Origin of the sequence: Wenxinia saemankumensis, from assembly GCF_900141735.1 — a bacterium.
In the GTDB taxonomy this organism is placed as follows: Bacteria; Pseudomonadota; Alphaproteobacteria; order Rhodobacterales; family Rhodobacteraceae; genus Wenxinia; species Wenxinia saemankumensis.
Map to the genome: position 1 here is coordinate 375,992 of NZ_FQYO01000001.1, position 25,708 is coordinate 401,699.

Below are 25,708 nucleotides of genomic sequence, written 5' to 3' on the forward strand. Positions count from 1 at the left end.
GAAGCGATCCCGGGAGCATTGCCGGCTTCCGCCGGTGGCAGCGGGCGATGTGGACCTGGCTCTCCTCTTACGCCGCCCAGATATCGGCCATCGCCGATGTCGCGATGGTGCTGATCTGGCTGACCTACCTGCATGTCTTCGTGATCAGCTACCTGCGCTCGAACCGCACCGCGATCCATATCGGGATGGTGACGGGCGCCCGGGCCGATGCGCGCTGCGTCATCGCCAATGTCGGGTCGGCGCCGGTCTACCTGCTCGGCGTCGCGGCCGACATGGACTGCGCAGGCACGATCCAGCCGGTCCTCCTCACCGATCGGCTGGAGCTGCAGGACCAGGATCTGGCCGATCCGCGCCAGCGCACCACGCAGGGAACGCTCGGCCCCGGCGAGGCCCGCGACATCGGCAGCTTCCGCGATCTTGTCGACCGGGCGGCGATCCGGCTCGGCCATGACCTGCCGTTCGACGGCTGCGAGGCGATGACGCTGACCGCCGTGGTCGCGACACGCGAGGCGAGCAGCAGCCTGCAGGGCGGCTTCAAGCGGTTCGGCATCGCCTGGGAGGACGGACAGGCGATCTTCAGCTCGCCCGACCTGCTGACCCGGCAGATCCGCTCGGGGCGGCGCCGGAGGCGGCTTCGCAAGGTGCTGACCGAATGAGATCGGCCGGCGGCATCGCCGCGCGGGGGGATCGCTCCGGACCGGGACAGGCCGCGGATCCCGCCCGCCGGCCCCCGGGGCGGATCGCGCTCACCCCGCCAGGGCCAGCGTTTCGCCGGGATAGCTCTCCGGCGCCTGGCCGAGTTCGGCGGCCAGCATCGTGCGCGCCCGGTTGAGCCGGCTTTTCACCGTGCCCATCGGGATATCGCAGATCCGGGCGACGTTGTCGTAGGATTCCCCGACCATGCCGATGAGGATCAGCACCTCGCGGTAATGCGGCGGCAGGCGTCCGATCGCCGCCCAGACCTCGACCCCGGTCATCGACCAGTCCTGCGTCGCGGGCACCGAAACGCCGATCGACGCGCAGTCCGCGGCGGCGGGCCGCTCGCGCGCACTCTTCCTGGCGTTGTTGTAGAAGCTGTTGCGCATGATGGTGAACAGCCACGACTTGAGGTTGGTCCCCTTCTGGTAGCGGTCGAAGGCGGCGATCGCCTTCATCAGCGTCTCCTGCACGAGGTCGTCGACCTCCTGGTCGTTCCGGCACAATGTCCAGGCAAAGGCACGCAGGGCCGGGATCCAGTCGGTGACATCGTCGCTGGGGGCCTGACGGCTGTTCCGTCCCGTCATGCGATCACTCCTTTGGGGTGTTCGGGATCAACACGGGCCGGCTTGGCACGGTTCCGCCCCGGGTTGTGTTCGGACGGGCCCATCGGCGGCTAATCTCAAAAAGGGGCGATGCCGTTACGGCAAGCCGGAGCGGGCGCCCGGAAACCAGGCGATCCCCGGGGGCGCCCGGCCCGCGATCGCCGGTGGCGGGTCGGATCGGGCGACGCGCAAGACGGACCGGCCCCCCGTGTCCATCCCCCGGTCCCCGATCCACCGGTGCGGGAATCCGCGGATCGCCGGGCGGGCACGGATCCGGCAGACATCGCGGAGGGTCCTCCGCGCGCCCCGGCAGTCGCGGCGCTGCGCTGGAACATTGCCCCCGGGCATTTGTTCGCCAGGTCCCATCGAAACGGAGACGCAGCACATGGCACTGTTCTCGAAAGACATCGAAACCATGGACGATCTCTTTCTCCACACGCTTCAGGACGTGTACTACGCCGAGCAGAAGATCGAGCAATCGCTCCCCGACATGATCGAGAAGGCGAGCGAGGGCGCCCTTCGCGACGGCTTCCGGACCCATCTCGAAGAGACGAGCGGACATGTCGGGCGGCTGGAGGAGGTCTTCGGCCGTCTCGGCCACAGCCCCAAGGGCGTGACCTGCCCGGCCATCGACGGCATCGTGAAGGAGGCGAACGAGATCGCCGGAGATGTCGCGGACGCCTCGGTCCTCGACGCGGCGCTGGCGGCGGCGGCACAGGCCGTCGAGCATTACGAGATCAGCCGCTACGGATCCCTGATCGCCTGGGCCAGGGAACTGGGTCATCCCGACATCGCGGACCTGCTCGGACAGACCCTCGCCGAGGAAAAGGCGACCGACGCCAAGCTGACCGAACTGGCGGAGAGCCGCTTGAACCACGCCCGGTGATCGATGCCGGGCGAAGGCCCGCCGGCCGTTCCCGCCCCCCTGCGCGGCCGGTCGCCCCTCCGCCTGCGGCGCCGAAGCCATGCGCGGCGGCCGATGCCGAAAGCCGCCGCGCCCCTGGCGCACCGGGGACGGCCTGTCCCGGCCCCGGTGCGGGGAACGTGGCGGGATACCTGCCGACCTTCCCAGGCCCAGGCCTCCGGCCCGGCCCCGACCGTTCGGGCGTGGGGCCGGAGGCCGGAAATACCCGGGAAAACCGTCGAAACCCGGGAAAGGGACGCTTGGATCCCGGCCTCCGGGACCGGTGACGGATCCGGGGCCGGCCTCCCCGTCGTGACGGTCCCGGGCGATGCGGCCGCGCCGCAGGTTGCCCTCGCGGAGGGGATGGACATGGCGCTTGCCCACGACAGGCGGCTGCCCCCATGATCGCGGGACGCCGGCCGCCCCCGCTCCGGGGGCCGCCCCCGACTCCCGTCCTGCGAGGTTTCGATGAGACTGACCCGCCGCGCCGCCTGCCTGGGCCTGGCGTCGCTTGCCGCCTGCGGCCCGCGCGGGGGCGCCGTCCCGGCCGGCCTGCCCGGCCGCGTGCCCCTTCCGACGGCCGTGCGCCCGCCCCGTTTCGGCGACCGCGACCCGGTCACGAACTGGAGCGGCGGGCCCGCCCCCTCGACCTACGCCGTGCACGGCATCGATGCCTCGAGATTCCAGGGCGCCATCGACTGGCGGAGCGCGGCAGCGGCGGGGGTCAACTTCGCCTTCCTCAAGGCGACCGAGGGCGGCGACCGCCTAGACGAGCGCTTCGCCGAAAATTTCGCGGGCGCCGCGGCGGCGGGGGTGCCGGTGGGGGGATATCACTTCTACTATTTCTGCCGCAGCCCCGAGGATCAGGCGCGCTGGTTCATCCGGAACGTGCCCCGCACCCCCGGCGCCCTGCCCCCCGTCCTCGATCTGGAGTGGAACCCCTTCTCGCCGACCTGCGTGACGCGCCCGCCCCAGGCAGAGGTGCGGCGCGTCGTGGAGACGTGGCTCTCCATCGTCACGCAGCATTACCAGCAGCGCCCCATCGTCTACGTGCCGATCGAGTTCTGGCGCGACCGCGACGTGAGCCGATTGCCGGCCGATTACTGGCTGCGCAGCGTCGCAAGACACCCCGACGAGGCGTTCCCCGACGGCTCCTGGACGTTCTGGCAATACTCGGCAACGGGGATCGTGCCGGGGATCGAGGGCGATTGCGACCTCAACGTCTATGGCGGCGGCGAGACGCTCTGGCGCCGCTGGCTGGCGGCCCGCCGCCACGGCTGAGACGGGACGGCCCAGGGCCGAGGCCGTCCGGCAGCGGCCCTCCCGCGCGCGCGAGACGGCACTCGGACGACCAGTTCCCCGTCATCGCTGGGGGCGATGCCCCTCCGTCGCAGGCAGGACGGTCATTTCCCGTCGCCGTCGAGGAGGTCGAGCAGCTGCCGGGCCAGATCGCTCCGCCGGTAGGGTTTGCGCAGGATCCGCTGCTCGGGGCGCTGTGGCTGCGGCGCGGCGCCCTCCTCCGCCGCATAGCCCGTCGCGAACAGGACCTTCAGGCCCGGGCGTTCCGCGACCAGCCGTTCGGCCAGCGCCCTGCCGTCGATGTCCGGCAGGACGATGTCGGTGAAGAGCAGATCGATGTGACCGGCATCGCGCGAGGCGGTCAAGGCTTCCGCCCCCGAACCGGCGGAGGTGACGCCGAGTCCGAAGGACAGCAGGAGCTCCTCGGCATTGGCCCGGACGTCCGGATCGTCCTCGACCAGCAGGACGTGGCGATCCCGTCCCTCGAACCGGGCGCCATCGACAGGGCCACGACGCGGCGCCGCGCCCGAGGAGGCGGGCAGGAACAGGTGGACGATCGTGCCGGCTCCGGGCTCGCTCTCGATCTGGACATGACCTCCCGATTGCTTGGCGAAGCCATAGACCATCGACAGTCCCAGGCCGGTGCCCCTGCCCCCCTTGGTCGAGAAGAAGGGATCGAAGGCGCGCTCCGCCACTTCTCGCGACATCCCGGCCCCGTCGTCGGCGATCCGGATGGCGATGAAATCCCGCAGTTCGGATCGTTCGTCGTCGAGCTGCCGGGCGAGGGCCTTCCCGTCGTCGCCCAGCCGGATCGTCACCTGACCGCCCTCCGGCATGGCATCCCGGGAATTGATGACGATGTTGAGGAGCGCGATCTCGAGCTTGCCGGGGTCGACCAGAGCGGGGCGCAGGCTCGGGAGCGACTCGACGACCAGCGAGATCCGCTGACCCAGCCCGCCTTCGAGGATCGGCCGGAACTCGTCGATGAGCGCGGCGACATCGGTGGGAACGGGGCGCAATTCCTCGGCCCGCGCGAAGGCGAGCATCCGGCTGGTGAGCTCGGCTCCGCGCTCGGCGGCGGCGATGATCGTCCGGGCGCGATCGCCTCCCGGCGCCGCGCCGAGCTGAAGCTCGAGGGCATCGGCATTGCCGAGGACGATCGTCAGCAGGTTGTTGAAGTCATGCGCGACGCCCCCGGTCAGCTCGCCGATCGCCTCGAGTCTCTGCTTGCGCCGCAGCTGCCGGTCGAGGCGGCGGATCTCGGTCACGTCCTTCATAGTGCCGACCAGACGGACCACGGCACCGGTCCGGTCGCGGATCGCCACGGCGCGGTCCTCGACGTCGATATAGACGCCGTCGGCGCGACGCAGGCGGTAATCGTCGCTGACGATCTCGGCGCCGCCCGACCGCAGCTCCTCGACGCCTGCGCCGACACGGTCCCGATCCCCGGGATGGACGAGCGACAGCCAGTCCCCGATGGTGCCGGGACGGGTTCCGACGACATCGTTCGCGTTCTCGCTCCACCACAACGTCTCGGTCCCGACGTGCCAGTCCCAGATGATGTCGCGGGTTCCGTGGACGACGAGGCGGTAGCGCTCCTCCAGGTTCTCGAGCTGCCGCTGCCATGCCCGGCGTTCGGTCACGTCGCGCTGGACCGCCACGAAACAGGCGGGACCGCCGCCGCGGGGCCCGGCTGGCGATATGGTGACCTCGTTGTAGAAGGTGCTGCCGTCCTTGCGGTAGTTCAGGAGCTCCTCGGTGACCTGCTCTCCCCTCTCGAGGGCCCCCCTTATGCGCTCCAGCGACTCACGCCGTGTCAGGGGCCCCTGCAGGATCCGCGGCGTGCAGCCCAGCACCTCCGCCAGGCCGTATCCCGTGGCCCGCTCGAACGCGGGATTGACGAAGACGATCCGCGGCCCGTCCGGCCCGTCCAGGGAGGACGCTTCCGTCACGAGGACCATCTCGTCCAGCGACTCGACCGCCATCTCCGCAAGGCCGCCGACCGGCGCGCCGGCGGGCGACGCGATGCGTCCGACCAGCCGATAGGTCCGGTCCGGGTCCTCGGGATGGGGGCCGCCCGTGACGGCAACGTCCGCGAAATCGCCCGCACCCGTGGCGGTCGCCGTCCGGGCCCGCACCGAGAACTCGACGGCCCGCCCGTTCGCAGCCTCGCCCGCGGCTACGAGGGCGGTGCCGCGGTCCGCGGGATGAACCAGGCGCAGCAGTCCTGCCAGGGTCTGCGGCCTGCCGGAGAGAGGCCACGGTCCCGGCAGGCAAAAGGTCCAGCCGACCGCGCCGGACGTCCGCTCCAGATGAAGGACGATCAGAACCTCGCCCGTCCCGTCGGACTCCGGACCGGATCCCGACGGGGTCCTTGCGTGCTGCCGTACCATTCCATCTCCGGATACCGATCCCACCGAACGGCGACCTCGCGTCAATGTTCCCGGGCGGGCGCGGTTCGGTTCTTGCGGCATCCAGCGCCCTCGGCGATGGAGCCGGCGCGGAGCGCGCCCCCCGGGGATGACCGTCTCGCCGATCCCGACGCCGCCCTGGAACGCCCCCGATGCCGGACGCCGACATACTTCTCCTCGAAGACGAAGAAGGCGTGGCCGATCTCGTCACCGAGACGCTCGAGGCCGACGGCCTGACCGTTATGGTCGCCGGCAACTGCGCCGATTTCCAGTCCTGCGTCGAGGATCGGATGTTCGACCTCTACATCCTCGACATCCTCCTCCCCGATGGAAGCGGGTTCGATGTCGCCCGGGACGTGCGCAGGTCGGATCCCCGTGCCGGGATCATCATGCTTTCGGGGAAGGCCGCCGAGGTCGATACCGTCCTCGGCCTCGAACTCGGGGCCGACGATTACGTTCCCAAGCCTTTCCGGGGCCGCGAACTGCTGGCGCGGGTGCGCAGCCTGCTGCGGCGGCTCGGCCCGTCGCCGGACCTCGCCGGCTCGGACGACAATCGAGGCGTTCCCCTGCCGGGCGGCTGGACGATGGACCCGGCGCTCCGACGGGTCCTGGACAGGGACGGCGCCGATGCGGGCCTCACCCCCACCGAATACGACGTCCTGCGGATCCTGCGGACCCATGCCGGCATTCCGCTCTCGCGGGACAGGCTGATCGAACTCCTGAAGGGCACGGAATGGTCGGCGAACGACCGTTTCATGGACGGCGTCATCTCGCGCCTCCGCCGGAAGCTCGGCGAGGCGGGACGCGCGATCCGGACGATCAAGAAGGTCGGCTACGTCTACGCCTCGGCTGCCCCCGATCGGGTCGCCGGGAACGATCGCGGGTAGGACGCGTCCCGGGCGCCTCCGGCAGGATCGCCCCGGCACTCCGGCCCCTGCGGCGCCGGCCCACACCGCGGAGCGGCCGGGCGATCCGCCACCCCCCGTACACGATCCGTAAGGTCCTGCCACAAATTCGGAGGGCCGGGGCGTCAGACCGGCATGTGGCCCGGACCTTCGGGCCGCGTCATCCGAGCCCGCCCCCGGTCGAGCGCACGGCCGGGCAATCCACTCGACGATCCACCTGTCCAGATGCGGAGGAAGCATTGAATCAGGCCGTCATCCGATTTCCCTTTCCCCCCGACGAGGTCGCGCGCCTGCAGGCGATCCGGCCGGTCCTCGGGCCGAAGCCCTTCCATGACCCCGTCATAGCCGGGATCGTCGAACGCACGCGGGATCTGCTGGGCAGCCCGGCCGCGCTCGCCTCGGTCGTCGAGATCGATCACCAGTGGTTCCTCGCGAGCACCGGCATAAATGTCGGCTCGACGCCCCGGTCCCATTCCCTCTGCTCGCGCACGATCCTGTCGGATCGCCCCCTGATCCTGACCGACACGCTATCGCACGAGGATTTCTCGACGCACCCGGCAGTCACCGACGATCCCCATGTCAGGTTCTATGCCGGCGCCCCGATCATCCTGAGATCGGGATCCGCGGTGGGAAGCCTGTGCGGGATCGACATGCGCCCGCGCGAGGCCCCCTCGCCCGAGGCGGTCGCCGAACTCGTCGGACTTGCCGCCGAGATCGCGCGACATCTGGACGCCCGGCACGAGCGGATGTCGGCATCCCCGGATGCGCCCGGCCCGATGGCCGACGATCCGCGAAACGAGTTCCTCGCCCTCGTCGGCCACGAGCTGCGCACGCCCCTGACGGTGATGCAGGGGAACGCCCTGCTCCTGCGCCGCAGGCTGGCGGGAGAACAGGAAAGGCGGATGATCGACGCCATCGCGGCATCCGGTCGACACCTGCACGAGATGATCGAGCGGGTCATCTATTTCAGCGGCCTCGGGAGCGAGCGACCGCTTCTCGTCGAGGATCGCCATCCGGTGGCGGAGCTGATCGGTTCGGCGGCCGCGCCGGCGGCAGCGATCCTGGGCGACACCCGCAGAAGGCTGACGGTCTCCGGCGCTTCGGGGGAGGCGAGCGTCCTCGTCGATCGGGACCAGTACGGCCTCGCTGTCTCGTCGATCATCTCCAACGCCGCTGTGCATGGAGCGGGCGATGTCGACGTGAGGATCGACCGCTCGACGGATCGCGGGCTCCGGGTGACGATCCTCGACGACGGACCCGGATTGCCGCGGGGAGTGCTCGACGGCGCCGACCGACCCTTCGTCGTCGGCGAGAGGCTCAATACCAGGATGCGGGGCGGCCTCGGTCTGGGATTGCCGCTGGCCAGGAAGTTGATGGAGAATCACGGCGGGGAATTGTCCTCCGGCTTCGAGGAGGGGCGCGCCTATGTCGCGCTGACCCTGCCGGCCTGGCGGGGCGGCTGACGGCCCCCGGGGGGGGCGCCCGTCCCCCCCTCGCCACTGCCCGGCTGCCCGCCATCCGTCGCGGCCCCTTCGGCATCTCACCGCTTCCGGGGAGCAATGGCGCCCGGAGCGTAGGCCCCTGCCCGGGTCCGGCTGCCGCAAGCCGGCCCCTTCCGGCGCCTCGATGCCCGGGGTCACGCGGCGATCAGGGCGCCTCGGCGGAGGCGCGGCAATCGTAGAACACGCGGAAGCCGGTATTGCTCGCGCCGCTATCCGCGGCGACGGCGGAGCGGGCGGCGATCCGGTAGCGGTAGCAATAGCTGGCATGGCACAGGAAGCTGCCGCCCTTCATGACTCGCATGTTCTCGGATCGGGCGCGGGCGTTGCGCGCCTCGGCCGCCTTCTTGCGGGACCGGACGCGGAAGGCGTCGGCGGTCCATTCCCAGACATTGCCGGCCATGTCGTGAAGACCGGCGCCGTTCGGCGGATAGGCTCCGACGGGCGAGGTGCCGCGATGTCCGTCCGCGCCGGTATCCTCCACCGGGAAACGGCCCTGCCAGATGTTCGCCGGCAGGAAGTCGGCGTCGTCCGGCTCTCTCGCGCCCCAGGGAAAGCGGGGATCGCCGGGCAGGCCGCCGCGCGCCGCGTGCTCCCATTCGGCCTCGCCCGGCAGACGCCCGCCGGCCCAGGCGGCGAAGGCGGCGGCATCGGCGGCCGAAACGTGGACCACAGGGTGATCCGCCCGGGCGGCGAGGCCGCTGCCCGGCCCTTCGGGCGCGTGCCAGCTCGCGCCCGGCACGGCGACCCACCAGGGCGTGCCGGGAAAGGCGGCGGTGGCGAGCGAGGGATCGGCCATCAGCGGGGCGAAGACCTGCCCCCAGCCCAGCCGCTCCGCCTCGGTCACGTAGCCGGTGGCGGCGACGAAGGCGGCGAAGCGGGCATTGGTCACGGGTACCGTGTCGCAGGCGAAGGGCTTCAGCCGGACCTCGCGCGGGGGGCCCTCGCCGTCCTCGGGGATCGCCGGGGATCTCGTGCCGACATGGCTGCGCCCGCCCGCGAACTCCGCCCGTGGCGGCGGCGCGGCGTCCGCGATCTCGACGATCTCGGCCGAGGCGAGGCGGCGGCCCTCGATCCGGCCGGGGCGGTCCGAGCGGGTGGCGCAGCAGCCCATCTCAGGCCCCGGCGCGCCGGGGCGCGGGCGTCGGCTCCGCCGCCATCGTGGCCTGCAGGAAGGCGTGCAGCATCCGGGATTTCAGCGGCGCGGCCCCTGCCTCGTCCCAGAGGTTGCGCAGCTCCCCCGGATCGGCGGCCAGGTCGAAGAGCTCGCCCGCCCCGCCCTGCCGGTAGACCGTGATCTTGGCGTCCCGTTCCACGTAGGTCCGCAGATGCGGCATGACCGGGTTGTGGCGGTTCTCGACGATCACGTGGTCGCGGGCCGGCGGCCCGCCGGACCAGGCGGCCAGCTGCGAGACGCCCTGCACCCTGCCCGGGCAGTCGACCCCGGCCGCGTCGAGGAAGGTCGGCATCAGGTCCACGAGGCTCACCATCGCGTCCGACACCTCCCCCGCCGGGATCCGCCCCGGCCAGGCGGCGACGAAGGGCAGCCGGATCAGGTCCTCGTAATGGAACGGACCCTTCGCGACCAGCCCGTGCTGGCCGAGGAAATGGCCGTGATCGGTGGTGAAGACGACGAGCGTGTCCTGCAGCTGCCCCCGCGCCTCCAGCATGTCGAGCAGCCGGCCGACCTCGGCGTCGATGAAGCCGACCATCCCGTAATAGACGGCCATGTCCTTCTTCAGTTCGTCCTCGGGGTAGAGGTGGCTCTCGCAGCCATGGGCGTTCCAGGGGCGGTGCCAGTCGCCGAAATCGGGGGCCTCCTCCTGCGTCATCGCGAAATGGGGCGGGTTTGCGTCGTGCTCGCCGGGGGTCAGGCGGCCCGGGACCATGTCGGCGGGGTCGTAGATCGACGCCCAGGGCTCCGGCACCGTGTAGGGCGGATGCGGGTCGTGGAAGCTGGCCCAGAGGAAGAACGGCCCCTCCCCCTCCTCGATGAAGGCGGCGGAGCGCTCGCCCGTCCAGCGGGTGTAATGCAGGTCCTCCGGCAGGTCCCAGGCGCGGCCCTCGCGCGCCCAGTAATGGCCCGACGGATGCCGGGCCGGCGCATGGGGCGCGGCGTCGCCAAGGAGCGGCTGGAAGTAGTCGGCCCAGTCGGTCAGGCCCTTCTCCTCGAGCCAGAGCGCGTAGTGCTGGCCGACATGGCTCTCGTCCGCGTGGTTGCGGGCCAGCTCGACATGCCGGAAGCCGTACCAGGGGCCGTTGAAGCCGCGCCAGAAGTCGAGGTCGCGCAGCGTCGGCTGGCTCTCCTTCGACGGGGGCGCGAGGGACTGGAAATGCGCCTTGCCGATCAGGCCGGTGCGGTAGCCCGCGCGGGCGAGGTGGTCGCCGAGGAAGTCCCGATCCTCGGCCAGGTCGACGCCGATGGTCCAGGCGCCGTGCTGCGAGGGGTACTCGCCGGTGATGATCGACGCCCGCGACGGCGTGCAGACCGGGTTCGGGCAATAGGCCCGGTCGAAGCGGGTTCCCATCGCGCAGAGCCTGTCCAGGTTCGGCGTCGAGATCCGGTCGTTCACCGCCCCCAGCGCGCTGAAATGCTGCTGGTCGGTGGTGATGAGCAGGATGTTCGGCCGATCCGTCACGCCGCCTTCGCCCGCTCGGCCAGCACCGCGCGGCTGTCGTGGCAGGGCACGTCGCCGATGGCGGCCATCCTGGCGTCGAGCTTGCCCAGCATCTCCTCGAAGACCTGCGCGTAGGCGGGGTCGTGCGCGACGTTCCGCAGCTCCATCGGGTCGGCCTCGCAGTCGAACAGCTCCCATTCGGGGGGCGCGCCGTTCTCGCGCGCGCCGAGCTGGCCGAGCGCCTCGTTGTACCAGTAGATCAGCTTGTAGCGGGGATCGCGGACCCCGTAATGCGCCCAGGCCTCGTGGATGACGTCGTTGTGCATCCAGTAGCGGTGATAGGCGAGCTGGTCCCAGTCGTCCGGCGTCTTTCCCTCCAGTACGGGGCGCATCGAGCGGCCCTGCATGTAGGACGGCACCGGCAGGCCCGCCCAGTCGAGGAAGGTCGGCGCGAAGTCGACGTTCTGCGCGATGTCGCGGCTGGTCGTGCCGGAGGCGATTCCCGCCGGGTAGCGGCAGAGGAAGGGCATCCGGTAGCTCTCCTCGTACATGAAGCGCTTGTCGAACCAGCCATGCTCGCCCAGGAAGAAGCCCTGGTCCGAGGTGTAGATCACCACCGTGTTCTCGGCGATGCCCTTCGCCTCCAGAGTGTCCAGCATCCGCCCCACGCCATCGTCGATGGCCTGCACGGTGCGCAGGTAGCGGGACATGTAGCGCTGGTACTTGAACTCGGCAAAGGCGGCAGAATCGTCGAAGGTGAAGGTCTCGCCGGTCTCGGAGCAGATGACGGTGATGCTCTCGCCGGGGGCGAGGTCCGGCACCTTGCGGGGCGGCCAGCCGTCGACCATCTGCGGCCCGGCCCGGTCCGCGCCAGCCTCCGGCTGCACGAGGGCAAGGTCCTCGTAGAGCATGTCGGACTTCACCCGCATCTTCGCGGCCGCGGCAGCGGCGGCGCGGTTCGCGTAATCGTCGCGGAACGTCTCCGGCAGCGGGATCGTGCCCGGCGCGTGGATGTCGCGGTAGCGCGGGTGGTACTGCCAGTTCCGGTGCGGCGCCTTGTGGTGGCACATCAGGAAGAACGGCCGCTCACCGCTGGGGTCGGCGTGGCGCTCGATGAAGTCCACCGACTTGTCGGTGATGATGTCGGTGGCATAGCCCGGGATGCGCTCGCGCCCGCCGGGGCCGATGAAGGCCGGATCCCAGTAATCGCCCTGCCCCGGCACGACGGACCATTCGTCGAAGCCCGTCGGCTCGTGCGCCGGCCCCTCGCCGAGGTGCCACTTGCCGAAGATCGCGGTGGCGTAACCGCCCGCCTTGAGGTGCTTGGCCACGTTCGGCCAGAGGTTGTCGATATGGGTATCGAGCGTCGTGACGCAGTTCACGTGATTATGGGTGCCGGTCAGGATCGTCGCGCGGGACGGCGTGCAGATCGAGTTGGTGACGTAGGTCGCGTCGTGGCGCACCCCCTCCTCCGCCAGCCGGTCGAGGTTGGGCGTGTGGTTCAGCCCGTGGCCATAGGCGCTGATCGCCTGCGCCGCGTGGTCGTCGGACATGATGAAGATGATGTTGGGGCGCATGCATCTGGCCTTTCGCGTGTCGGGGTCAGGCGGCGGGACGGAGCGCGGCGTCCATCGCCTGCCCGTCGGCGTCGAACAGGTGGCGCGGACCGGCGATGTCGAAGCGCAGCTCCTCGCCCGCGCGGATCTCGGTGCCCGGATCGAAGCGGGCGACCAGTTCCTGCCCCCAGGGCGTGCGGAAATGGGCGAAGACGGCATCGCCCAGCTGCTCGACGACGGAGACGGTGCCGGCGAGCGGGCCGTCGGCCGAGCGGCGCAGCGCGTCGGCCCGGAACCCCAGGGTGCGCGCCGTCCCGGTCTGCGCCACCGGCGTGCCGTCAGGCATCGCGCCGCTCGACAATTCGACGAAGTTCATCTTCGGCGAGCCGATGAACCCGGCGACGAACAGGTTGGCGGGGTTGCGGTAGAGCTCCATCGGCGGGCCCACCTGCTCCACCCGCCCGTCGCGCAGGACGACGATCTTGTCGGCCAGCGTCATCGCCTCGACCTGGTCGTGCGTGACGTAGACCATCGTGGAATTGCCGAGCGTGCCGTGCAGCTTGGCGATCTCCAGCCGGGTCGCGACGCGCAGCTCGGCATCGAGGTTCGAGAGCGGCTCGTCGAAGAGGAAGACCTCGGGGTCGCGCACGATGGCGCGGCCGATGGCGACGCGCTGACGCTGGCCGCCGGACAGGGCCTTGGGCTTGCGGTCGAGATACGGCTCCAGCTGCAGGATCCGCGCGGCCTCCTGCACGCGGCGGTCGACCTCGTCCTTCGGCCAGCCGTTCATCCGCAGGCCGAAGCCCATGTTCCGCGCCACGTCCATGTGGGGATAGAGCGCGTAGGTCTGGAAGACCATCGCCGCGCCCCGGTCCTTGGGGTCGAGGTCGTTGACCCGGCGCCCGCCGATCTCGATGTCGCCGCCGGTCGTCTCCTCCAGCCCCGCGATCATCCGCAGCAGCGTGGACTTGCCGCAGCCCGAGGGGCCGACGAAGACGCAGAACTCGCCCTCGCCGATCTCGATGTCCACGCCCTTGATGACCTTCACGGCGCCGAAGGTCTTGGTGACGTTTCTGAGGGTGACGCCCGACATGGGGGACCTCCGATCAGCCCTTCACCGCGCCGGCGAGGCCGTCGATGAAGTAGCGTTGCAGGAAGAGGAAGAGGATGACGATCGGGATGATCGTGATGGCCGAGGCGGCGTTCATGCCGCCCCAGTCGATGAAGTGCTCTCCCCGGAAGGAATAGACGCCGACCGACAGGGTCCGCAGGTCCGGGTTCGCCAGCGTGATGACCAGCGGCAGCAGGAAGTCGTTCCAGGCCTGAAGCGTCTGCAGCACCACGACCGTGACCACGATCGGCTTGGACAGGGGCAGCATGACGTACCAGAAGGTCTTGACCGGTCCCACGCCGTCCATCCGGCTCGCCTCTTCCAGCTCCTTCGGCATCTGCGCGAAATAGCCGGCGAAGAGCAGGGTGAAGATGACGACGGAATGGCCGCAGGTGGCCAGCATCAGCCCCCAGAGCGACTGGCCGAGGCCGGCCGTGGTCAGCAGCTCGAAGACCGGGATGATCGTGTAGCCCTGCGGGATGAACAGGGTGAAGACCATCAGCCCCATCAGCAGCCCCCGGCCCGGAAAGCGCCGCCGGCCGAGGACGTAGCCCATCAGCGCGGTGGCGATCACGGTGACGACGACCGAGCCGACGGTCACGAACATCGTGTTGAAGAAGTAGCGGCCGATATTCGCCTCGCTCCAGGCGCGGGCGTAGTTCTCGACCGTCGGGGCGTCGGGGATCAGCCCGGTATCGCCGAAGATCTCGTTGTTGGTCTTGAAGCTGGCCGAGATCATCCAGACGATCGGGTAGACCCAGACCGCGCAGAGCACCGCCAGCACGACGCTGGTGATCGTGCGCCGCGCGCGGGGCGAGACCATCGCCTCGCGCCGCGCCGGGGCGCGGGCCGTCCGGCCCATCGTCGCGTCAGCCATGGCCCGGCTCCTTTCGGCGGGTCCGGCGCACCGCCAGCACCTGCAGGATGGTCAGCCCCATGATCGCCAGCCCGAACAGCACGCCGGCGGCGCTGGCATAGCCCAGCTGGGGAAAGGTGCCCGAGGGCGGGGCGAAGGCGGTGCGGAAGATGAACACCTCCATCACCTCGGAGGCGAAGAACGGCCCGCCCTGCGTCGTCGCCTGGATCAGCGGAAAGACGTTGAGCGCCGAGATCGCGGAGATCAGCCCGATGACGACGGCGAAGGGGGCGATGATCGGCATCACGACGTACATCGTCACCTGACGGCCCGTGACCCCGTCGAGCCGCGCCGCCTCGTAGAGCTCGTCCGGCACGGTCTGCAGCGCGGCGAGCCAGTAGATCATCGTCACGCCGGTCCATTTCCAGACGTAGATGCCGGCCAGCGACCACATCACCAGCTGCGGCGAGCCGAGGAAGTCGACGGCGCGCTGGACGAGCCCCGCCCCGGTAATCAGGTCGTTGATCGGCCCGTTGAAGGGCGAGAGCATCAGCGCCATGACGATGGCGATCACCGCCACGGGCGTGACCACGGGAAGGAAGATCAGCGTGCGGAAGACGGCCGACAGCTTCAGCAGGCGGTTGTTCAGGATCACCGCCAGCACCAGTCCCAGCAGCATCTGCAGCGGCACGGTGGCGAGCGTGAACCAGACCGACCGCCAGAAGGCGGCGACGAAGAACTCGTCCGCCAGCAGCTCGCGGTAGTTCCGCAGGCCGACGAAGATGCGGCGGCTGTCGAAGCCCGACCAGTCCAGCAGAGAGTAGTATTGCGAGGCCAGCATCGGCCACAGGATGAACGCGCCGAAGATCACCAGTCCCGGCACGAGGAACAGGTAATCGACCCGGTGCGCCCAGAGGCGCGTGCCGAGGCCGGTCCTCGGCCCGGCGGCGGGGATGTCGTGATCGGCGGTGCTCATGGGCAGCCCTTCGGGGTCGGGGACCGGGGCGACGGCGGGCCGCCCCGGTGGTCGGGTCCGGGCAGGGTCAGCCCGAATAGTCGGTCATCGGATCCCAGTCCGCGAAGACCAGCTCGTCGCGGGTGACGTTCGCGCCGCCCGCGTTCGCCTCCTCGATGGCGGCGTCGAGCGCGTCGCTCATCGCCTGGTTCAGCGTATCGAGGCTGCCCTGCACGTCCGTCAGCTGGCCCGCGAAGAGGCCCTGCACGGTCTGCGCGATGTCCGGGGTCGGCATCTGGAAGAGCCGCGCCACCTCGACGAAGCCGGTATTGGCTGAATAGGGCACCGGCGTCGCGCGAACCTGCTGCTCCTGCAAGGCGATGACGGCGCGGGACCGGTCGGACATCTGCGCCTGCTCGTTCGCGGCCGGGAAGATCGCCGGGTCGGACGGGCCGACCACGTTGGCCCAGGCGGTCTGCCCCTCGAGCGTACCCATCAGGCGGAAGACCTCGGCCGCATGGGCGGGGTTCTGCGCGTCGGCGTTGAGGAACATCATGTTCGCGGTGGCGGGCAGCGAGTTGGTGTAGGTCCTGCCGTCCGCGCCCTCGGGCGCCGGGGTCCAGGTGAAGCCGAAGTCGAAATCCGGGTTCTCCGCCTCCCAGATCGGCACGTTCCAGGGCCCCTGCAGGATCATGCCCGCATTGCCCTGCGCGGTGAAGGCGCGGGCCTGCGGGGCGTTCAGCGACAGCACGCCCGGGAAGACCGATCCGTCGTCGCGCATCGCCAGGAGCAGCTCGACCGCGCCGACCACCTCGGGCGAGTTCAGCTTGTACTCGCCGTCCGTGTAGTCGAACCCGGTGACGAAGCCGGCCATGCCGAAATGCGCCCCGGCGCGCGAGGCCATCTGCAGAGTCACGTCGCGCCAGCGGTTCACCTGCGCGCCGCCGATGATGAAGCCGGGGATCTGGCCGCCCGAATTCTCGGTGATCTGGCGGGCCGCCGCGCGGAACTGGTCCCAGGTCAGCGGGTTCTCGGGGCTGGGCTCGAATTCGGTCAGGGCCATCGCCTCGCGCCCGAAGAGCAGCAGGCAGGACGACCGGCGGTCGGAGGTGAAGGGCAGGCCGTAGGTCTGCCCGTCCCGCATGTTGATCCCCTCCACGAAGGACCCTGCGGGGAAGCCCGCGCGCCACTCGGCGATGTCGGGGATGTAGGGGTCGAGCGGCTGCACCCAGCCCTGGTCGATCGCCACGGCGGGCGGCATGTCGAGCGGCAGCGTGAAGGCGTCGGGGGCCGAGCCGTTGCGCACGCCGAGCGGGACGACGGTCGCGATCTCGGACCAGGGCAGGCCGTCATAGACCGTCTCGATCCCGCGGGCCTGACCGTATTCGGCGAGGAAGGGTTCGAAGAAGACGCCCTTCTGGTCGCCGCTGTCGAGCCAGCGCAGCGGGCCGTTCGGCGCCGGCATGTCCATCATCGGCTCGCCGAAGTCGAAGGCGGCGTCCTGGGCAAAGGCCGGGCGGGCCGCCGCGGCGATTCCGAGGGCGCTCGCCCCCGCCAGGAAGCCGCGCCGGGACATCGGGGTTCTGCGGTAGATCATTGGTTTTCCTCCCTTGCCGGTCCGCCCCTCCTCAAGGACGGCGCTGGCGTCTCCCGGACGTTAGGCATTGCCGGGCGATAAGGAAAGTGCAATTAATCTCCTGACCGATGCAAGGACTTTATCGCTTTGATCGACCTGATGACCCATCTGTTCCGCCTTCAGGCCATCGTGGAGGAGGGGTCGCTCCGCCGCGCCGCGGTGAAGCTCGGCGTCACGCAGCCCGCCCTCTCGCGCTCCATCGCGCAGATCGAGGAGCGGCTCGGCCAGCCCCTGCTGGAGCGGCACGCAAGGGGGGTGGAGCCGACCGCCTTCGGCCGCGAGGTGCTGTCCTCGGTCCTGCGCCTGTCGCGGCAATGGGAACTGGAGGAGCAGGAACTGCTGACCTCCGCCGGCCCGGCCAAGAAGGTGCTGCGGATCGAGGCGGGCCCGCTCTGGCGGGTCGTCGTGCTGCCCGCCCTGCTCGGCCCGCTGAAGGAGGCGCATCCCGACCTGAAGGTGGAGCTCGCCAACCTCAAGAGCGGATCGACGGTCGAGGGCATCCTGGAGGGCCGGGTCGACGTGATGTGCGGCGGCCTGCAATTCGCCTCGGACCTGCCGCCGCGCCTGTCCCACCGCTCCTTCACCGTGTTCCACGACAGGGTGATCGCGCGCGAGGACCATCCGCTCTTCGACCGGGCCCAGGGGGGCGAGCTGCCGCCCGAGGCGCTGCTCGATTATCCCTGGCTGGTCTATTCGGGCGACCCCGTCTACGAGCTGGAGATCGCCCATGCCGCGACCGAACGGCTGGGCCGCGAGCCGGACATCCGGATCACCTGCGAATCGCTCAATTCCGCGATGCGGGTCCTGCAGCAGAGCGATTGCATCTCGATCCTGCCCGACGGCGCGCTGGTCGAGACGCGCGATCCCGCCCTCGTCCCGGTTCCCGTCGCGATGGGGCGGCGCCGGGCGCCCTCCGGCATGATCTTCCGCGACGAGATGGCGGACTGGCCGCCATTGCGGACCCTCATGGCGCTCTGCGAGGCGCATTTCGGCGAGCACGCGGCACAGGAGGCCATCGGATGAGCCAGACGACCCGAACCCCGCCCGGCCCCGCCGGCGAGCCGCCGCACATCATCCTGATCATGACCGACCAGCAGCGGTTCGACACGATCCGCGCGACGGGCGCGGACTGGATGCACACGCCGAACCTCGACCGGCTGGCCACCGAGGGCGTGGTCTTCGACCGCTGCTTCGTCAACGCGCCGTCCTGCGTGCCGTCCCGCGCCGCGCTCTTCTCGGGGGTGGAGCCGCATGTCTCGGGCGTGCTGCGCAACGGGCAGGCCTGGCAGGAGACCTGGGTCGGCAACCTCGCCGCAGCGGGCTACCACTGCGTCAGCGTCGGCAAGATGCACACCATCCCCTACGACGCGCCCGCCGGCTTCCACGAGCGGTTCGTGGTCGAGAACAAGGACCGCTTCTACGAGGGGCGCTGGTTCGCCGACGAGCTGGACAAGGCGATCGCGGCCCACGGCCTGACGAAGCCCTCGCGCGCCGGCTACCGCGCCCTGCCCGATTACCGCGACCGGCTGGGCGCGGTGGACTGGACCCTGCCGGAGCATCTGCACCCCGACAGCTTCGTCGCCGGCACCGCGCGCTGGTGGCTCGAGACACGGCCGAAGCCCGAGCGCCTGTTCCTGCAGATCGGCCTGCCCGGGCCGCACCCGCCCTACGATCCGCCGCCCGCCGACACCGCGCGATATGCCGGATCGGACCTTCCCCTGCCCGAGGTCACGGAAGAGGAGCTGGCCGCCCTGCCCGCCTACCTGCAGGAGAAGCGCCGCCACGACGTCGAGGTGGATCACGACGCCGTCGCCTGGAAGGCCGCGCCGACGCGGGCGGAGCTGCAGCGCCTGCGCGCCCATTACGCCGCGAACGTCACCCTGATCGACCGCGAGATCGGCCGGCTGATGGAGGTGCTCGAGGCGCAGGGCTACCTCGAGAACGCCGTCGTCGTCTTCTGCTCGGATCATGGCGACGCGCTCGGCGATCACGGGCTGAGCCAGAAGTGGTCGATGTACGAGCCGGTGACCCGCGTGCCGCTGATCGTCTGGTCGCCGGGGCGGTTCGCGCCGCGACGCGACGACCGGCTCTGCCAGCTCTTCGACATCGGCCCCACGATCCTCGACCTCGCCGGGGCGGCGCGGCCCGATCCCTGCCATGCCCGGACGCTGCTGCCCGCGCTCGAGGGCGACGACGGCGGGGGGCGCGACATCGTCGTCTGCGAACAGGCGGGGGACGTGTCGATGACCGGCGCGCGGCTCGTCACGATGATCCGCGACAGGCGCTGGAAGGCGGTCTTCATCCACGGCGCCTCGGACGGGCAGCTGTTCGACCTCGAGACCGACCCGGACGAGCGGACGAACCTCTGGGCGGACGAATCCGCGCAGGACCAGAAGCGCCGCCTGTCGGACGCGCTGGCCGAATGGCGGACCGAGACGATGCTGCAGGGAATGGATCGCTTCGCCCGGGCGCGGTGAGGGGCCGGGCGCGCCGAGCCGGCCCGGGGGTCCGGGTGACGGGCACCGGGACGCGCCCGGGGGGCCGACCTGCCCAAATTTCGGTGACGTGGCGCCTGATGCACTTTCCCGAGGGCGAGAGAAGTGTATGATGTCGGGCAACTTCGACCCGGATCAGCTGAAGCAGCCCGACGCCGCCCCACGACCTTGACGTGATCAGGAAACCGACGACTTGACCCTTTTTCTGATCGTCGCGCTGCCGTTCCTCGGCGCGCTCCTTCCGGGCGTCATGAACGGGGCCGGGCGTGCGGCCACTGCCGCCGTCACGTTCATCGTCACGCTCGCGGCCTTCATCGGCCTGCTGTCGAACCTGCCGGCGATCTGGGCGGGCGAGGTGGTGACCGCCCGGCTGAGCTGGATGCCCCTCCTGGGGCTCGACGCCAACTTCATGCTCGACGGGCTGGGCTTCTTCTTCGCACTGCTGATCCTCGGCATCGGCCTGCTCATCATCGCCTATGCACGGCACTACCTGTCGCGCGACGACAATGCGGGGCAGTTCTTCACCTACCTGCTGCTGTTCCAGGGCGCGATGGTCGGCATCGTCCTCAGCGACAACATCCTGCTGCTGCTGATCTTCTGGGAGATGACCTCGCTGTCCTCGTTCCTGCTGATCGGGTTCTGGAAGCACCTGCCCGAGGGACGGCAGGGCGCGCGGATGGCGCTGACGGTGACCGGGGGCGGCGGGCTGGCGCTGATCGGGGGGATGCTGATCCTCGGCAACATCGCGGGCAGCTACGACCTCAGCGTCATCCTGTCCGAGCGCGAGGCGATCCAGGCCTCGCCGCTCTACCTGCCGGCGCTTCTGCTGATCCTGCTGGGCTGCTTCACCAAGTCGGCCCAGTTCCCGTTCCATTTCTGGCTGCCGCACGCCATGGCCGCGCCGACGCCGGTCTCGGCCTACCTGCACTCGGCGACGATGGTGAAGGCCGGGATCTTCCTGATGGCGCGGCTCTGGCCGGTGCTGGCCGGGACGCCGGAATGGTTCGTGATCGTCACCACGGCGGGGCTGGTGACGATGGTGCTGGGGGCGCTGATCGCGCTCTTCAAGAACGACCTCAAGGCTCTGCTCGCCTTCTCCACCGTCAGCCATCTCGGCCTCATCACCATGCTTCTGGGCACCGGGACGGCCTTCGGCGCGATGGCGGCGGTGTTCCACATCCTGAACCACGCGACATTCAAGGCCGCGCTCTTCATGTCGGCCGGCATCGTCGATCACGAGGCGCATACGCGGGACATCCGGCGTCTGGGCGGGCTCCGGCGGCTGATGCCGGTGACCTTCGTCATCGCGACGCTCGCGGCGCTGTCCATGGCCGGGATCCCGTTCCTCAACGGCTTCCTGTCCAAGGAGATGATGCTGGAGGAGACGACGCACACGGTACTGTTCGGGCTCGACTGGCTGGCCCCGGCGCTGGCGACCTTCGGCGCGCTCCTCTCGGCGGCCTATTCCTTCCGGTTCATCGGGCACACCTTCCTCGGCCCGGTGCGCGACGATTACCCGGCCCGGCCGCACGATCCCGGCCCGGGCCTGTGGGTGCCGCCCGCGATCCTGGTGACGCTGTTCATCGTGATCGGCTGCGCCCCCTTCCTCGCCGAACCCTTCGTCAAGCTGGTCACGGCGGCGCTGCTGGGCGACGCGGCCGAGGTGCCCTACGCCTATCTCGCGATCTGGCACGGGCTGGTGCCGGCGCTCTTCCTCTCGATCACGGCGCTCGTCGGGGGCATGATCCTGTTCCTCGCCTATGCCCCTCTGTCCCGCCTGTGGGAGACCGCGCCCCGGCCCGAGGCCAAGTCGATCTTCGACCGGGTGATCGCCGCGTCGGTGCGGGGGGCGTCGGCGCTGACCCACGGTCTGCACAACGGTGCCTTCACCCGCTACGCGGCCATCGCGATCCTCGCCATCCTCGTCTTCGGAGCCCATGCCTGGGTCACCGGCACGGTCGGGGCGGTGACGCGGTCGGTCCAGTCGGCCGGGCCGATCCCGGTGATCGGGACGCTGATCCTCGCCGCCGCGACGGCCGGCCTCGTGATCCTGCACCGCAACCGCTTCCTCGCCCTCATCCTCATCGGGATCGTTGGGCTGATGGTCTCGATCGGGTTCGTCTACCTCTCGGCCCCCGACCTCGCCATGACCCAGTTCACGGTCGAGGTGGTGACGATCATCCTGCTCCTGCTGGCGCTGAACTTCCTGCCGAACCGCAGCCCGGTGGAGAGCGGCGTCCTGCGCCGGGTCAGGGACGGCGTGCTGGCGGTGGCGGGCGGCGTGGCCACCTTCACGCTGGCCTATCACTACATGCTGCGCGACGCGGTCGCGACGCCGATCTCGGAGTTCCATCTCGCCAATTCCTACAAGGGCGGCGGCGGCACGAACGTCGTGAACGTCATCCTCGTCGATTTCCGGGGCTTCGACACCTACGGCGAGATCATCGTCCTCGGCATCGCCGCGCTGCTGATCTACGCCCTGACCGAGGCCTTGCTCGACGGTCCGGTCCGGCGGCGGCTGCTCAACCGCATCCCCGACCAGCGGCGGTCCGGCGACATGCATCCGATGATGATGGTCGTGCTGACCCGCGTCATCATGCCGGTGGTCCTGCTGGTGGGCTTCTACATCTTCCTGCGCGGCCACAACGAGCCGGGCGGCGGCTTCATCGCCGGACTCATCGTCTCCATCGGGGTCGTGATGCAGTACATGGCCTCGGGCTTCGCCTGGACCTCGGCGCGGCTGCGCTATCCCTATCACGGGATCATCGGCGCGGGCGTCCTGATCGCGGGCTTCACCGGGATCGGCGCCTGGTTCGTCGGCAAGCCGTTCCTGTCGACGGCCTTCACCTATGTCCGCATCCCGCCCTTCGCCGAATTCGAGATCGCCACGGCCATGGGCTTCGACCTCGGCGTCCTGCTCTGCGTCGTGGGGGCGGTGATGCTGTCGCTCGAGAGCTTCTCCCGCCTCGCGCGGCGGGCGGACACGCAGGACTCCGATCACCCGATGGATATCGACCCGTCCCGCGGAGAGGATGCCGGGCAGCAGGGGGGGACCGCCTGAGATGGAACTCCTGGTCGCGCTCATCGTCGGCGTGCTGACTGCGGGCGGCATCTACCTGGTGCTGAGGTTCCGCACCTTTCCGGTGATCCTCGGCATGTCGCTGCTGACCTATGCCGTGAACGTCTTCCTGTTCTCCTCGGGCCGGCTGACGATCGGCGCCCCTCCGATCCTGTCCGACGACGTCACGCTCTACACCGACCCCCTGCCCCAGGCCCTGGTGCTGACGGCCATCGTGATCTCCTTCGGGATGACGGCCGTGGCGGTGATGATCGCGCTCGGCGCCTATCTCGGCTCCGACGACGACCGCATCGACGACACCCCGCAGGACCGAGAGGGCACGTCTTGAGCCACTGGATCATCCTGCCGATCGTCCTGCCGGCCTTCGTCGCGCCCTTCATCGTGCTGGCGGCGCGGCATCACGTCCCGATCCAGCGGGTGCTCTCGCTTGCGAGCGTGCTGACGCTGGTGGCGCTGTCGGCCGGGCTGGCCTGGCAGGTCTCGGACGGATCGGTGCTGAACTACCGGCTGGGCGACTGGGCCGCCCCCTTCGGGATCGTGATCGTCGGCGACCGGCTGTCGACGCTGATGATCCTGCTGACCTCGACCCTCGCCCTGTTCGTCCTGCTCTATGCCGTGGGATCGGGTTGGGACGCGCGGGGAAAGCATTTCCACGCGCTCTTCCAGTTCCAGCTGATGGGCATCCTCGGCGCCTTCCTTACCGGCGATCTCTTCAACCTCTTCGTGTTCTTCGAGATCCTGCTCATCGCCTCCTACGGGCTGATGATCCATGGCGGCGGGGACGCACGTCTGAAGGCGGGCACGCAGTACGTGCTCTACAACCTCATCGGCTCGACCCTCTTCCTCTTCGCCCTGGGGTCGATCTACGCCGAGACCGGGACGCTCAACATGGCCGACCTGGCCGATCGCGTCGCGCTGATCGGCCCCGAGGGGACCGTGGGCATCCGCGTCGCCGCGGTCCTCCTCATCCTCGTCTTCGCGATCAAGGCGGCGCTGGCACCGCTGCATTTCTGGCTCCCGGCGAGCTATGCCGAGGCCCCCGGCCCGGTCGCCGCGCTCTTCGCGGTCATGACGAAGGTCGGCGCCTACGCAATCATCCGGGTCTACACGATGATCTTTCCGCCCGGGCTGGAGGCGACCGCGGGGCTGCACACCCTCTGGCTGCCGCCGCTGGCGGTGATCTCGCTCGCCGTCGGGATGATCGGCGTGCTGGCGGCGCGGCGGGTCGACCGGCTGGTCGCCTATTCCGTCGTGGGATCCATGGGGACGGTGATGATCGCGATCTCGCTCTTCTCGCCCGAGGGGATCGCCGCAGCGCTCTACTACATGGTCCATTCCACCTTCGCCGCCGCAATCCTGTTCCTGATCTCGGACCTGGTGCGGACGGGCCGGGGCGGCGTCCGGCTGGATGCCGCGCCGCCGATGGCCGGGGGGGCGCTGACCGCCGCCCTGTTCTTCGCCGGCGCCGTCGCCATGACCGGCCTGCCGCCGCTCTCGGGCTTCCTGGGCAAGCTCCTCGTCCTCGACGCCTCCCGGTCCAGCCCCTGGGCCGTCTGGATCTGGGCGGTGATCCTGTCCTCGAGCCTGGTCGCCGTCCTGGGCTTCGCCCGCGCGGGCAGCATGCTGTTCTGGAAGGCCCATGACGAGACGGTGCCGGTCCCGGAGGAGGAGAACCCGGTCGCCCCGGCGCCGCTGGCCTTCGTCGCCGTCGGCGGCCTGATCGCCGCGCTGGTCCTCCACACCGCCTTCGCCGGTCCGATCCACGGCTACATGACCGACCTCTCCGCCGATCTCTTCGGGGCAGAGGCCTACCGCGAGACCGTGCTGGACGGGATCGGCAAGATGATCGTGCCGGACGAGGAGGGCTGAGATGAGCAGGGCCTGGCACTGGATCCTTCCCCACCCCTTCCTGACGCTGGTCCTCGCCATCGTCTGGATCCTGCTGCAGAACGACCTCACGGCGGGGATGGCTGTGTTCGGCCTCATCCTCGGCATCCTGATCCCCCGGGCGACGGCGATCTGGTGGCCCGACCAGCCGCAGGATTTCCGCATCGGCCGGATGGCGCGCTACGCGATCATCGTCCTCGGCGACATCATCGTGGCCAACCTCGAAGTCGCGTGGATCGTGCTCACCGTCCCCAACGACCGGCTGAAGCCCGCCTGGATCAGCGTGCCGCTGGACCTGAAGGAGCCCGAGGCGATCACCCTGCTCGCCGGGACGATCACGTTGACGCCCGGCACCGTCTCGGCCGACCTGTCGGAGGACGGGCACTTCCTGCTCGTCCATGTCCTGCACACCGACGATCCGGACAAGGTCCGCGACGACATCAAGTCGAGATACGAACGCCGCCTGATGGAGATCTTCGCATGAGCGCCGCCGCCCTGCTCGACATCATGATCGTCGTGTCGATGGTCGCCCTGCTCATCGGATCGGTCCTCTCCATGCTGCGGCTGGCCCTCGGGCCGACCACCGGCGACCGGATCCTGGCGCTGGACACGATGGTCATCAACGCGCTCGGCCTCGTCGTGGTGCTCGGCATCTACCAGGGCGTCCAGGTCTATTTCGAGGTGGCCCTGCTGATCGCGATGCTCGGCTTCGTCTCGACCGTGGCGCTGGCCCGGTTCCTGCTGCGGGGGGACATCATCGAATGACGCTCGCCGATCTCGCCATGCTTCTCACCGCCCTGTTCCTGCTGATCGGATCGGCCTTCGTCCTGATCGGCGTCGCGGGACTGCTGAAGTTCGACGGCCCGATGACCCGCCTCCACGCGCCCACCAAGGTCGGCACGATCGGGATCGGGATGCTGCTGCTCGCCTCGATGACGAACGCCGCCGCGCTGGGGGAGCCGTCGTTCCACGAGGTGCTGATCATGGCGTTCCTCTTCGTCACGGCGCCGGTCTCGGCCAATTTCATCGCCAAGGTGAACATCCATCGCCGCGACTGCGACCCGCCGCCGAAGCCCCCCGGCGCGCGGGGCTGGGCGACGCTGAAGCCGACCGAGGACGCGGCGGGCGCCGGCGACCGTCCGGCCGGACAGGACGATCCCGACGCCGTCGCGCGGTAGAGCACCCGCCGGAGATCC

22 protein-coding genes are annotated in these 25,708 nt (G+C 69.9%); 13 read left to right on the forward strand and 9 right to left on the reverse strand.

Going from position 1 to position 25,708, the window contains the following annotated elements:
* The first annotated feature begins 47 nt into the window (after nt 1-47).
* The gene (locus BUE30_RS01725; RefSeq protein WP_073326037.1) at nt 48-656 is read left to right on the forward strand and encodes a hypothetical protein; all 609 of its coding nucleotides are present in this window, start codon (nt 48-50) and stop codon (nt 654-656) included.
* A gap of 90 nt (nt 657-746) precedes the next feature.
* On the opposite strand, the gene BUE30_RS01730 is transcribed toward BUE30_RS01725, so the two are convergent.
* Nucleotides 747-1,283: a sigma-70 family RNA polymerase sigma factor gene (locus BUE30_RS01730; protein ID WP_073326039.1), complete on the reverse strand. Its 537-nt coding sequence runs from the start codon at nt 1,281-1,283 to the stop codon at nt 747-749.
* A 403-nt stretch (nt 1,284-1,686) separates the two neighbouring features.
* Here BUE30_RS01730 and BUE30_RS01735 point away from each other — a divergent pair, with 403 nt between their 5' ends.
* Nucleotides 1,687-2,187 (forward strand): YciE/YciF ferroxidase family protein, encoded by a 501-nt coding sequence (locus tag BUE30_RS01735; RefSeq protein ID WP_073326041.1) that lies wholly within the window; start codon nt 1,687-1,689, stop codon nt 2,185-2,187.
* A gap of 486 nt (nt 2,188-2,673) precedes the next feature.
* On the forward strand, nt 2,674-3,486 hold the full coding sequence (locus BUE30_RS01740) for a GH25 family lysozyme (RefSeq protein WP_073326043.1): 813 nt from the start codon (nt 2,674-2,676) through the stop codon (nt 3,484-3,486).
* A 122-nt stretch (nt 3,487-3,608) separates the two neighbouring features.
* Here the strand turns inward: BUE30_RS01740 and BUE30_RS01745 are convergent, their stop codons facing one another.
* Nucleotides 3,609-5,897 carry a PAS domain S-box protein gene (locus BUE30_RS01745; protein WP_073326045.1) on the reverse strand — a complete coding sequence of 763 codons (2,289 nt, stop codon included), beginning with the start codon at nt 5,895-5,897 and terminating at the stop codon, nt 3,609-3,611.
* A gap of 170 nt (nt 5,898-6,067) precedes the next feature.
* Between BUE30_RS01745 and BUE30_RS01750 the strand changes: the two genes are divergently transcribed.
* On the forward strand, nt 6,068-6,802 hold the full coding sequence (locus BUE30_RS01750) for a response regulator transcription factor (RefSeq protein WP_073326047.1): 735 nt from the start codon (nt 6,068-6,070) through the stop codon (nt 6,800-6,802).
* 257 nt (nt 6,803-7,059) lie between these two features.
* Complete coding sequence (locus tag BUE30_RS01755) at nt 7,060-8,283, forward strand: GAF domain-containing sensor histidine kinase (RefSeq protein WP_073326049.1); 1,224 nt, start codon at nt 7,060-7,062, stop codon at nt 8,281-8,283.
* A gap of 184 nt (nt 8,284-8,467) precedes the next feature.
* Here the strand turns inward: BUE30_RS01755 and BUE30_RS01760 are convergent, their stop codons facing one another.
* The 7 genes from BUE30_RS01760 to BUE30_RS01790 all read right to left on the reverse strand — a co-directional run bounded on the left by BUE30_RS01760 (nt 8,468) and on the right by BUE30_RS01790 (nt 17,012).
* Nucleotides 8,468-9,433, reverse strand: coding sequence for a formylglycine-generating enzyme family protein (locus BUE30_RS01760; RefSeq protein WP_073326051.1), 966 nt, complete (start codon nt 9,431-9,433; stop codon nt 8,468-8,470).
* A 1-nt stretch (nt 9,434) separates the two neighbouring features.
* Nucleotides 9,435-10,958 carry a sulfatase family protein gene (locus BUE30_RS01765; protein WP_073326052.1) on the reverse strand — a complete coding sequence of 508 codons (1,524 nt, stop codon included), beginning with the start codon at nt 10,956-10,958 and terminating at the stop codon, nt 9,435-9,437.
* Nucleotides 10,955-12,514: a sulfatase family protein gene (locus BUE30_RS01770; RefSeq protein ID WP_073326054.1), complete on the reverse strand. Its 1,560-nt coding sequence runs from the start codon at nt 12,512-12,514 to the stop codon at nt 10,955-10,957. Before BUE30_RS01770 ends, BUE30_RS01765 begins: the two co-directional genes overlap by 4 nt.
* A gap of 25 nt (nt 12,515-12,539) precedes the next feature.
* The gene (locus tag BUE30_RS01775; protein ID WP_073326055.1) at nt 12,540-13,586 is read right to left on the reverse strand and encodes an ABC transporter ATP-binding protein; all 1,047 of its coding nucleotides are present in this window, start codon (nt 13,584-13,586) and stop codon (nt 12,540-12,542) included.
* Between the two features lie 13 nt (nt 13,587-13,599).
* Entirely contained in the window at nt 13,600-14,481 is an 882-nt protein-coding gene (locus tag BUE30_RS01780; protein ID WP_083601002.1) for a carbohydrate ABC transporter permease, read from the reverse strand.
* Nucleotides 14,474-15,436 carry a carbohydrate ABC transporter permease gene (locus BUE30_RS01785; protein ID WP_073326056.1) on the reverse strand — a complete coding sequence of 321 codons (963 nt, stop codon included), beginning with the start codon at nt 15,434-15,436 and terminating at the stop codon, nt 14,474-14,476. Before BUE30_RS01785 ends, BUE30_RS01780 begins: the two co-directional genes overlap by 8 nt.
* Before the next feature lie 67 nt (nt 15,437-15,503).
* Nucleotides 15,504-17,012 (reverse strand): ABC transporter substrate-binding protein, encoded by a 1,509-nt coding sequence (locus tag BUE30_RS01790; RefSeq protein ID WP_073326058.1) that lies wholly within the window; start codon nt 17,010-17,012, stop codon nt 15,504-15,506.
* Nucleotides 17,013-17,138: 126 nt separating this feature from the next.
* Here BUE30_RS01790 and BUE30_RS01795 point away from each other — a divergent pair, with 126 nt between their 5' ends.
* The 8 genes from BUE30_RS01795 to BUE30_RS01830 all read left to right on the forward strand — a co-directional run bounded on the left by BUE30_RS01795 (nt 17,139) and on the right by BUE30_RS01830 (nt 25,690).
* Nucleotides 17,139-18,074 carry a LysR family transcriptional regulator gene (locus BUE30_RS01795; protein WP_073326060.1) on the forward strand — a complete coding sequence of 312 codons (936 nt, stop codon included), beginning with the start codon at nt 17,139-17,141 and terminating at the stop codon, nt 18,072-18,074.
* Nucleotides 18,071-19,528, forward strand: coding sequence for a sulfatase family protein (locus tag BUE30_RS01800; protein WP_073326062.1), 1,458 nt, complete (start codon nt 18,071-18,073; stop codon nt 19,526-19,528). Before BUE30_RS01795 ends, BUE30_RS01800 begins: the two co-directional genes overlap by 4 nt.
* A gap of 211 nt (nt 19,529-19,739) precedes the next feature.
* Nucleotides 19,740-22,607: a monovalent cation/H+ antiporter subunit A gene (locus BUE30_RS01805; RefSeq protein ID WP_073326064.1), complete on the forward strand. Its 2,868-nt coding sequence runs from the start codon at nt 19,740-19,742 to the stop codon at nt 22,605-22,607.
* A gap of 1 nt (nt 22,608) precedes the next feature.
* The gene (locus tag BUE30_RS01810) at nt 22,609-22,953 is read left to right on the forward strand and encodes a Na+/H+ antiporter subunit C (protein WP_073326066.1); all 345 of its coding nucleotides are present in this window, start codon (nt 22,609-22,611) and stop codon (nt 22,951-22,953) included.
* Nucleotides 22,950-24,494, forward strand: coding sequence for a monovalent cation/H+ antiporter subunit D (locus BUE30_RS01815; protein WP_073326068.1), 1,545 nt, complete (start codon nt 22,950-22,952; stop codon nt 24,492-24,494). The genes BUE30_RS01810 and BUE30_RS01815 overlap by 4 nt, the downstream gene beginning before the upstream one ends.
* Before the next feature lies 1 nt (nt 24,495).
* Complete coding sequence (locus tag BUE30_RS01820; RefSeq protein ID WP_073326070.1) at nt 24,496-24,996, forward strand: Na+/H+ antiporter subunit E; 501 nt, start codon at nt 24,496-24,498, stop codon at nt 24,994-24,996.
* Nucleotides 24,997-25,019: 23 nt separating this feature from the next.
* A complete protein-coding gene (locus BUE30_RS01825) occupies nt 25,020-25,277 on the forward strand; it encodes a K+/H+ antiporter subunit F (RefSeq protein WP_073326513.1) in 258 nt (85 codons plus the stop codon).
* Nucleotides 25,274-25,690 (forward strand): cation:proton antiporter, encoded by a 417-nt coding sequence (locus BUE30_RS01830; protein WP_073326072.1) that lies wholly within the window; start codon nt 25,274-25,276, stop codon nt 25,688-25,690. The genes BUE30_RS01825 and BUE30_RS01830 overlap by 4 nt, the downstream gene beginning before the upstream one ends.
* Nucleotides 25,691-25,708 lie beyond the last annotated feature (18 nt).

Bases quoted from the DNA above. Each gene is read 5' to 3' on its own strand.
- BUE30_RS01745 (WP_073326045.1), bottom strand. From the start codon at position 5,897: ATGGTACGGCAGCACGCAAGGACCCCGTCGGGATCCGGTCCGGAGTCC.
- BUE30_RS01800 (WP_073326062.1), top strand. From the start codon at position 18,071: ATGAGCCAGACGACCCGAACCCCGCCCGGCCCCGCCGGCGAGCCGCCG.
- BUE30_RS01760 (WP_073326051.1), bottom strand. From the start codon at position 9,433: ATGGGCTGCTGCGCCACCCGCTCGGACCGCCCCGGCCGGATCGAGGGC.
- BUE30_RS01740 (WP_073326043.1), top strand. From the start codon at position 2,674: ATGAGACTGACCCGCCGCGCCGCCTGCCTGGGCCTGGCGTCGCTTGCC.
- BUE30_RS01735 (WP_073326041.1), top strand. From the start codon at position 1,687: ATGGCACTGTTCTCGAAAGACATCGAAACCATGGACGATCTCTTTCTC.
- BUE30_RS01785 (WP_073326056.1), bottom strand. From the start codon at position 15,436: ATGAGCACCGCCGATCACGACATCCCCGCCGCCGGGCCGAGGACCGGC.
- BUE30_RS01775 (WP_073326055.1), bottom strand. From the start codon at position 13,586: ATGTCGGGCGTCACCCTCAGAAACGTCACCAAGACCTTCGGCGCCGTG.
- BUE30_RS01730 (WP_073326039.1), bottom strand. From the start codon at position 1,283: ATGACGGGACGGAACAGCCGTCAGGCCCCCAGCGACGATGTCACCGAC.
- BUE30_RS01830 (WP_073326072.1), top strand. From the start codon at position 25,274: ATGACGCTCGCCGATCTCGCCATGCTTCTCACCGCCCTGTTCCTGCTG.
- BUE30_RS01770 (WP_073326054.1), bottom strand. From the start codon at position 12,514: ATGCGCCCCAACATCATCTTCATCATGTCCGACGACCACGCGGCGCAG.
- BUE30_RS01825 (WP_073326513.1), top strand. From the start codon at position 25,020: ATGATCGTCGTGTCGATGGTCGCCCTGCTCATCGGATCGGTCCTCTCC.
- BUE30_RS01790 (WP_073326058.1), bottom strand. From the start codon at position 17,012: ATGATCTACCGCAGAACCCCGATGTCCCGGCGCGGCTTCCTGGCGGGG.
- BUE30_RS01780 (WP_083601002.1), bottom strand. From the start codon at position 14,481: ATGGCTGACGCGACGATGGGCCGGACGGCCCGCGCCCCGGCGCGGCGC.
- BUE30_RS01810 (WP_073326066.1), top strand. From the start codon at position 22,609: ATGGAACTCCTGGTCGCGCTCATCGTCGGCGTGCTGACTGCGGGCGGC.
- BUE30_RS01725 (WP_073326037.1), top strand. From the start codon at position 48: ATGTGGACCTGGCTCTCCTCTTACGCCGCCCAGATATCGGCCATCGCC.
- BUE30_RS01750 (WP_073326047.1), top strand. From the start codon at position 6,068: ATGCCGGACGCCGACATACTTCTCCTCGAAGACGAAGAAGGCGTGGCC.
- BUE30_RS01820 (WP_073326070.1), top strand. From the start codon at position 24,496: ATGAGCAGGGCCTGGCACTGGATCCTTCCCCACCCCTTCCTGACGCTG.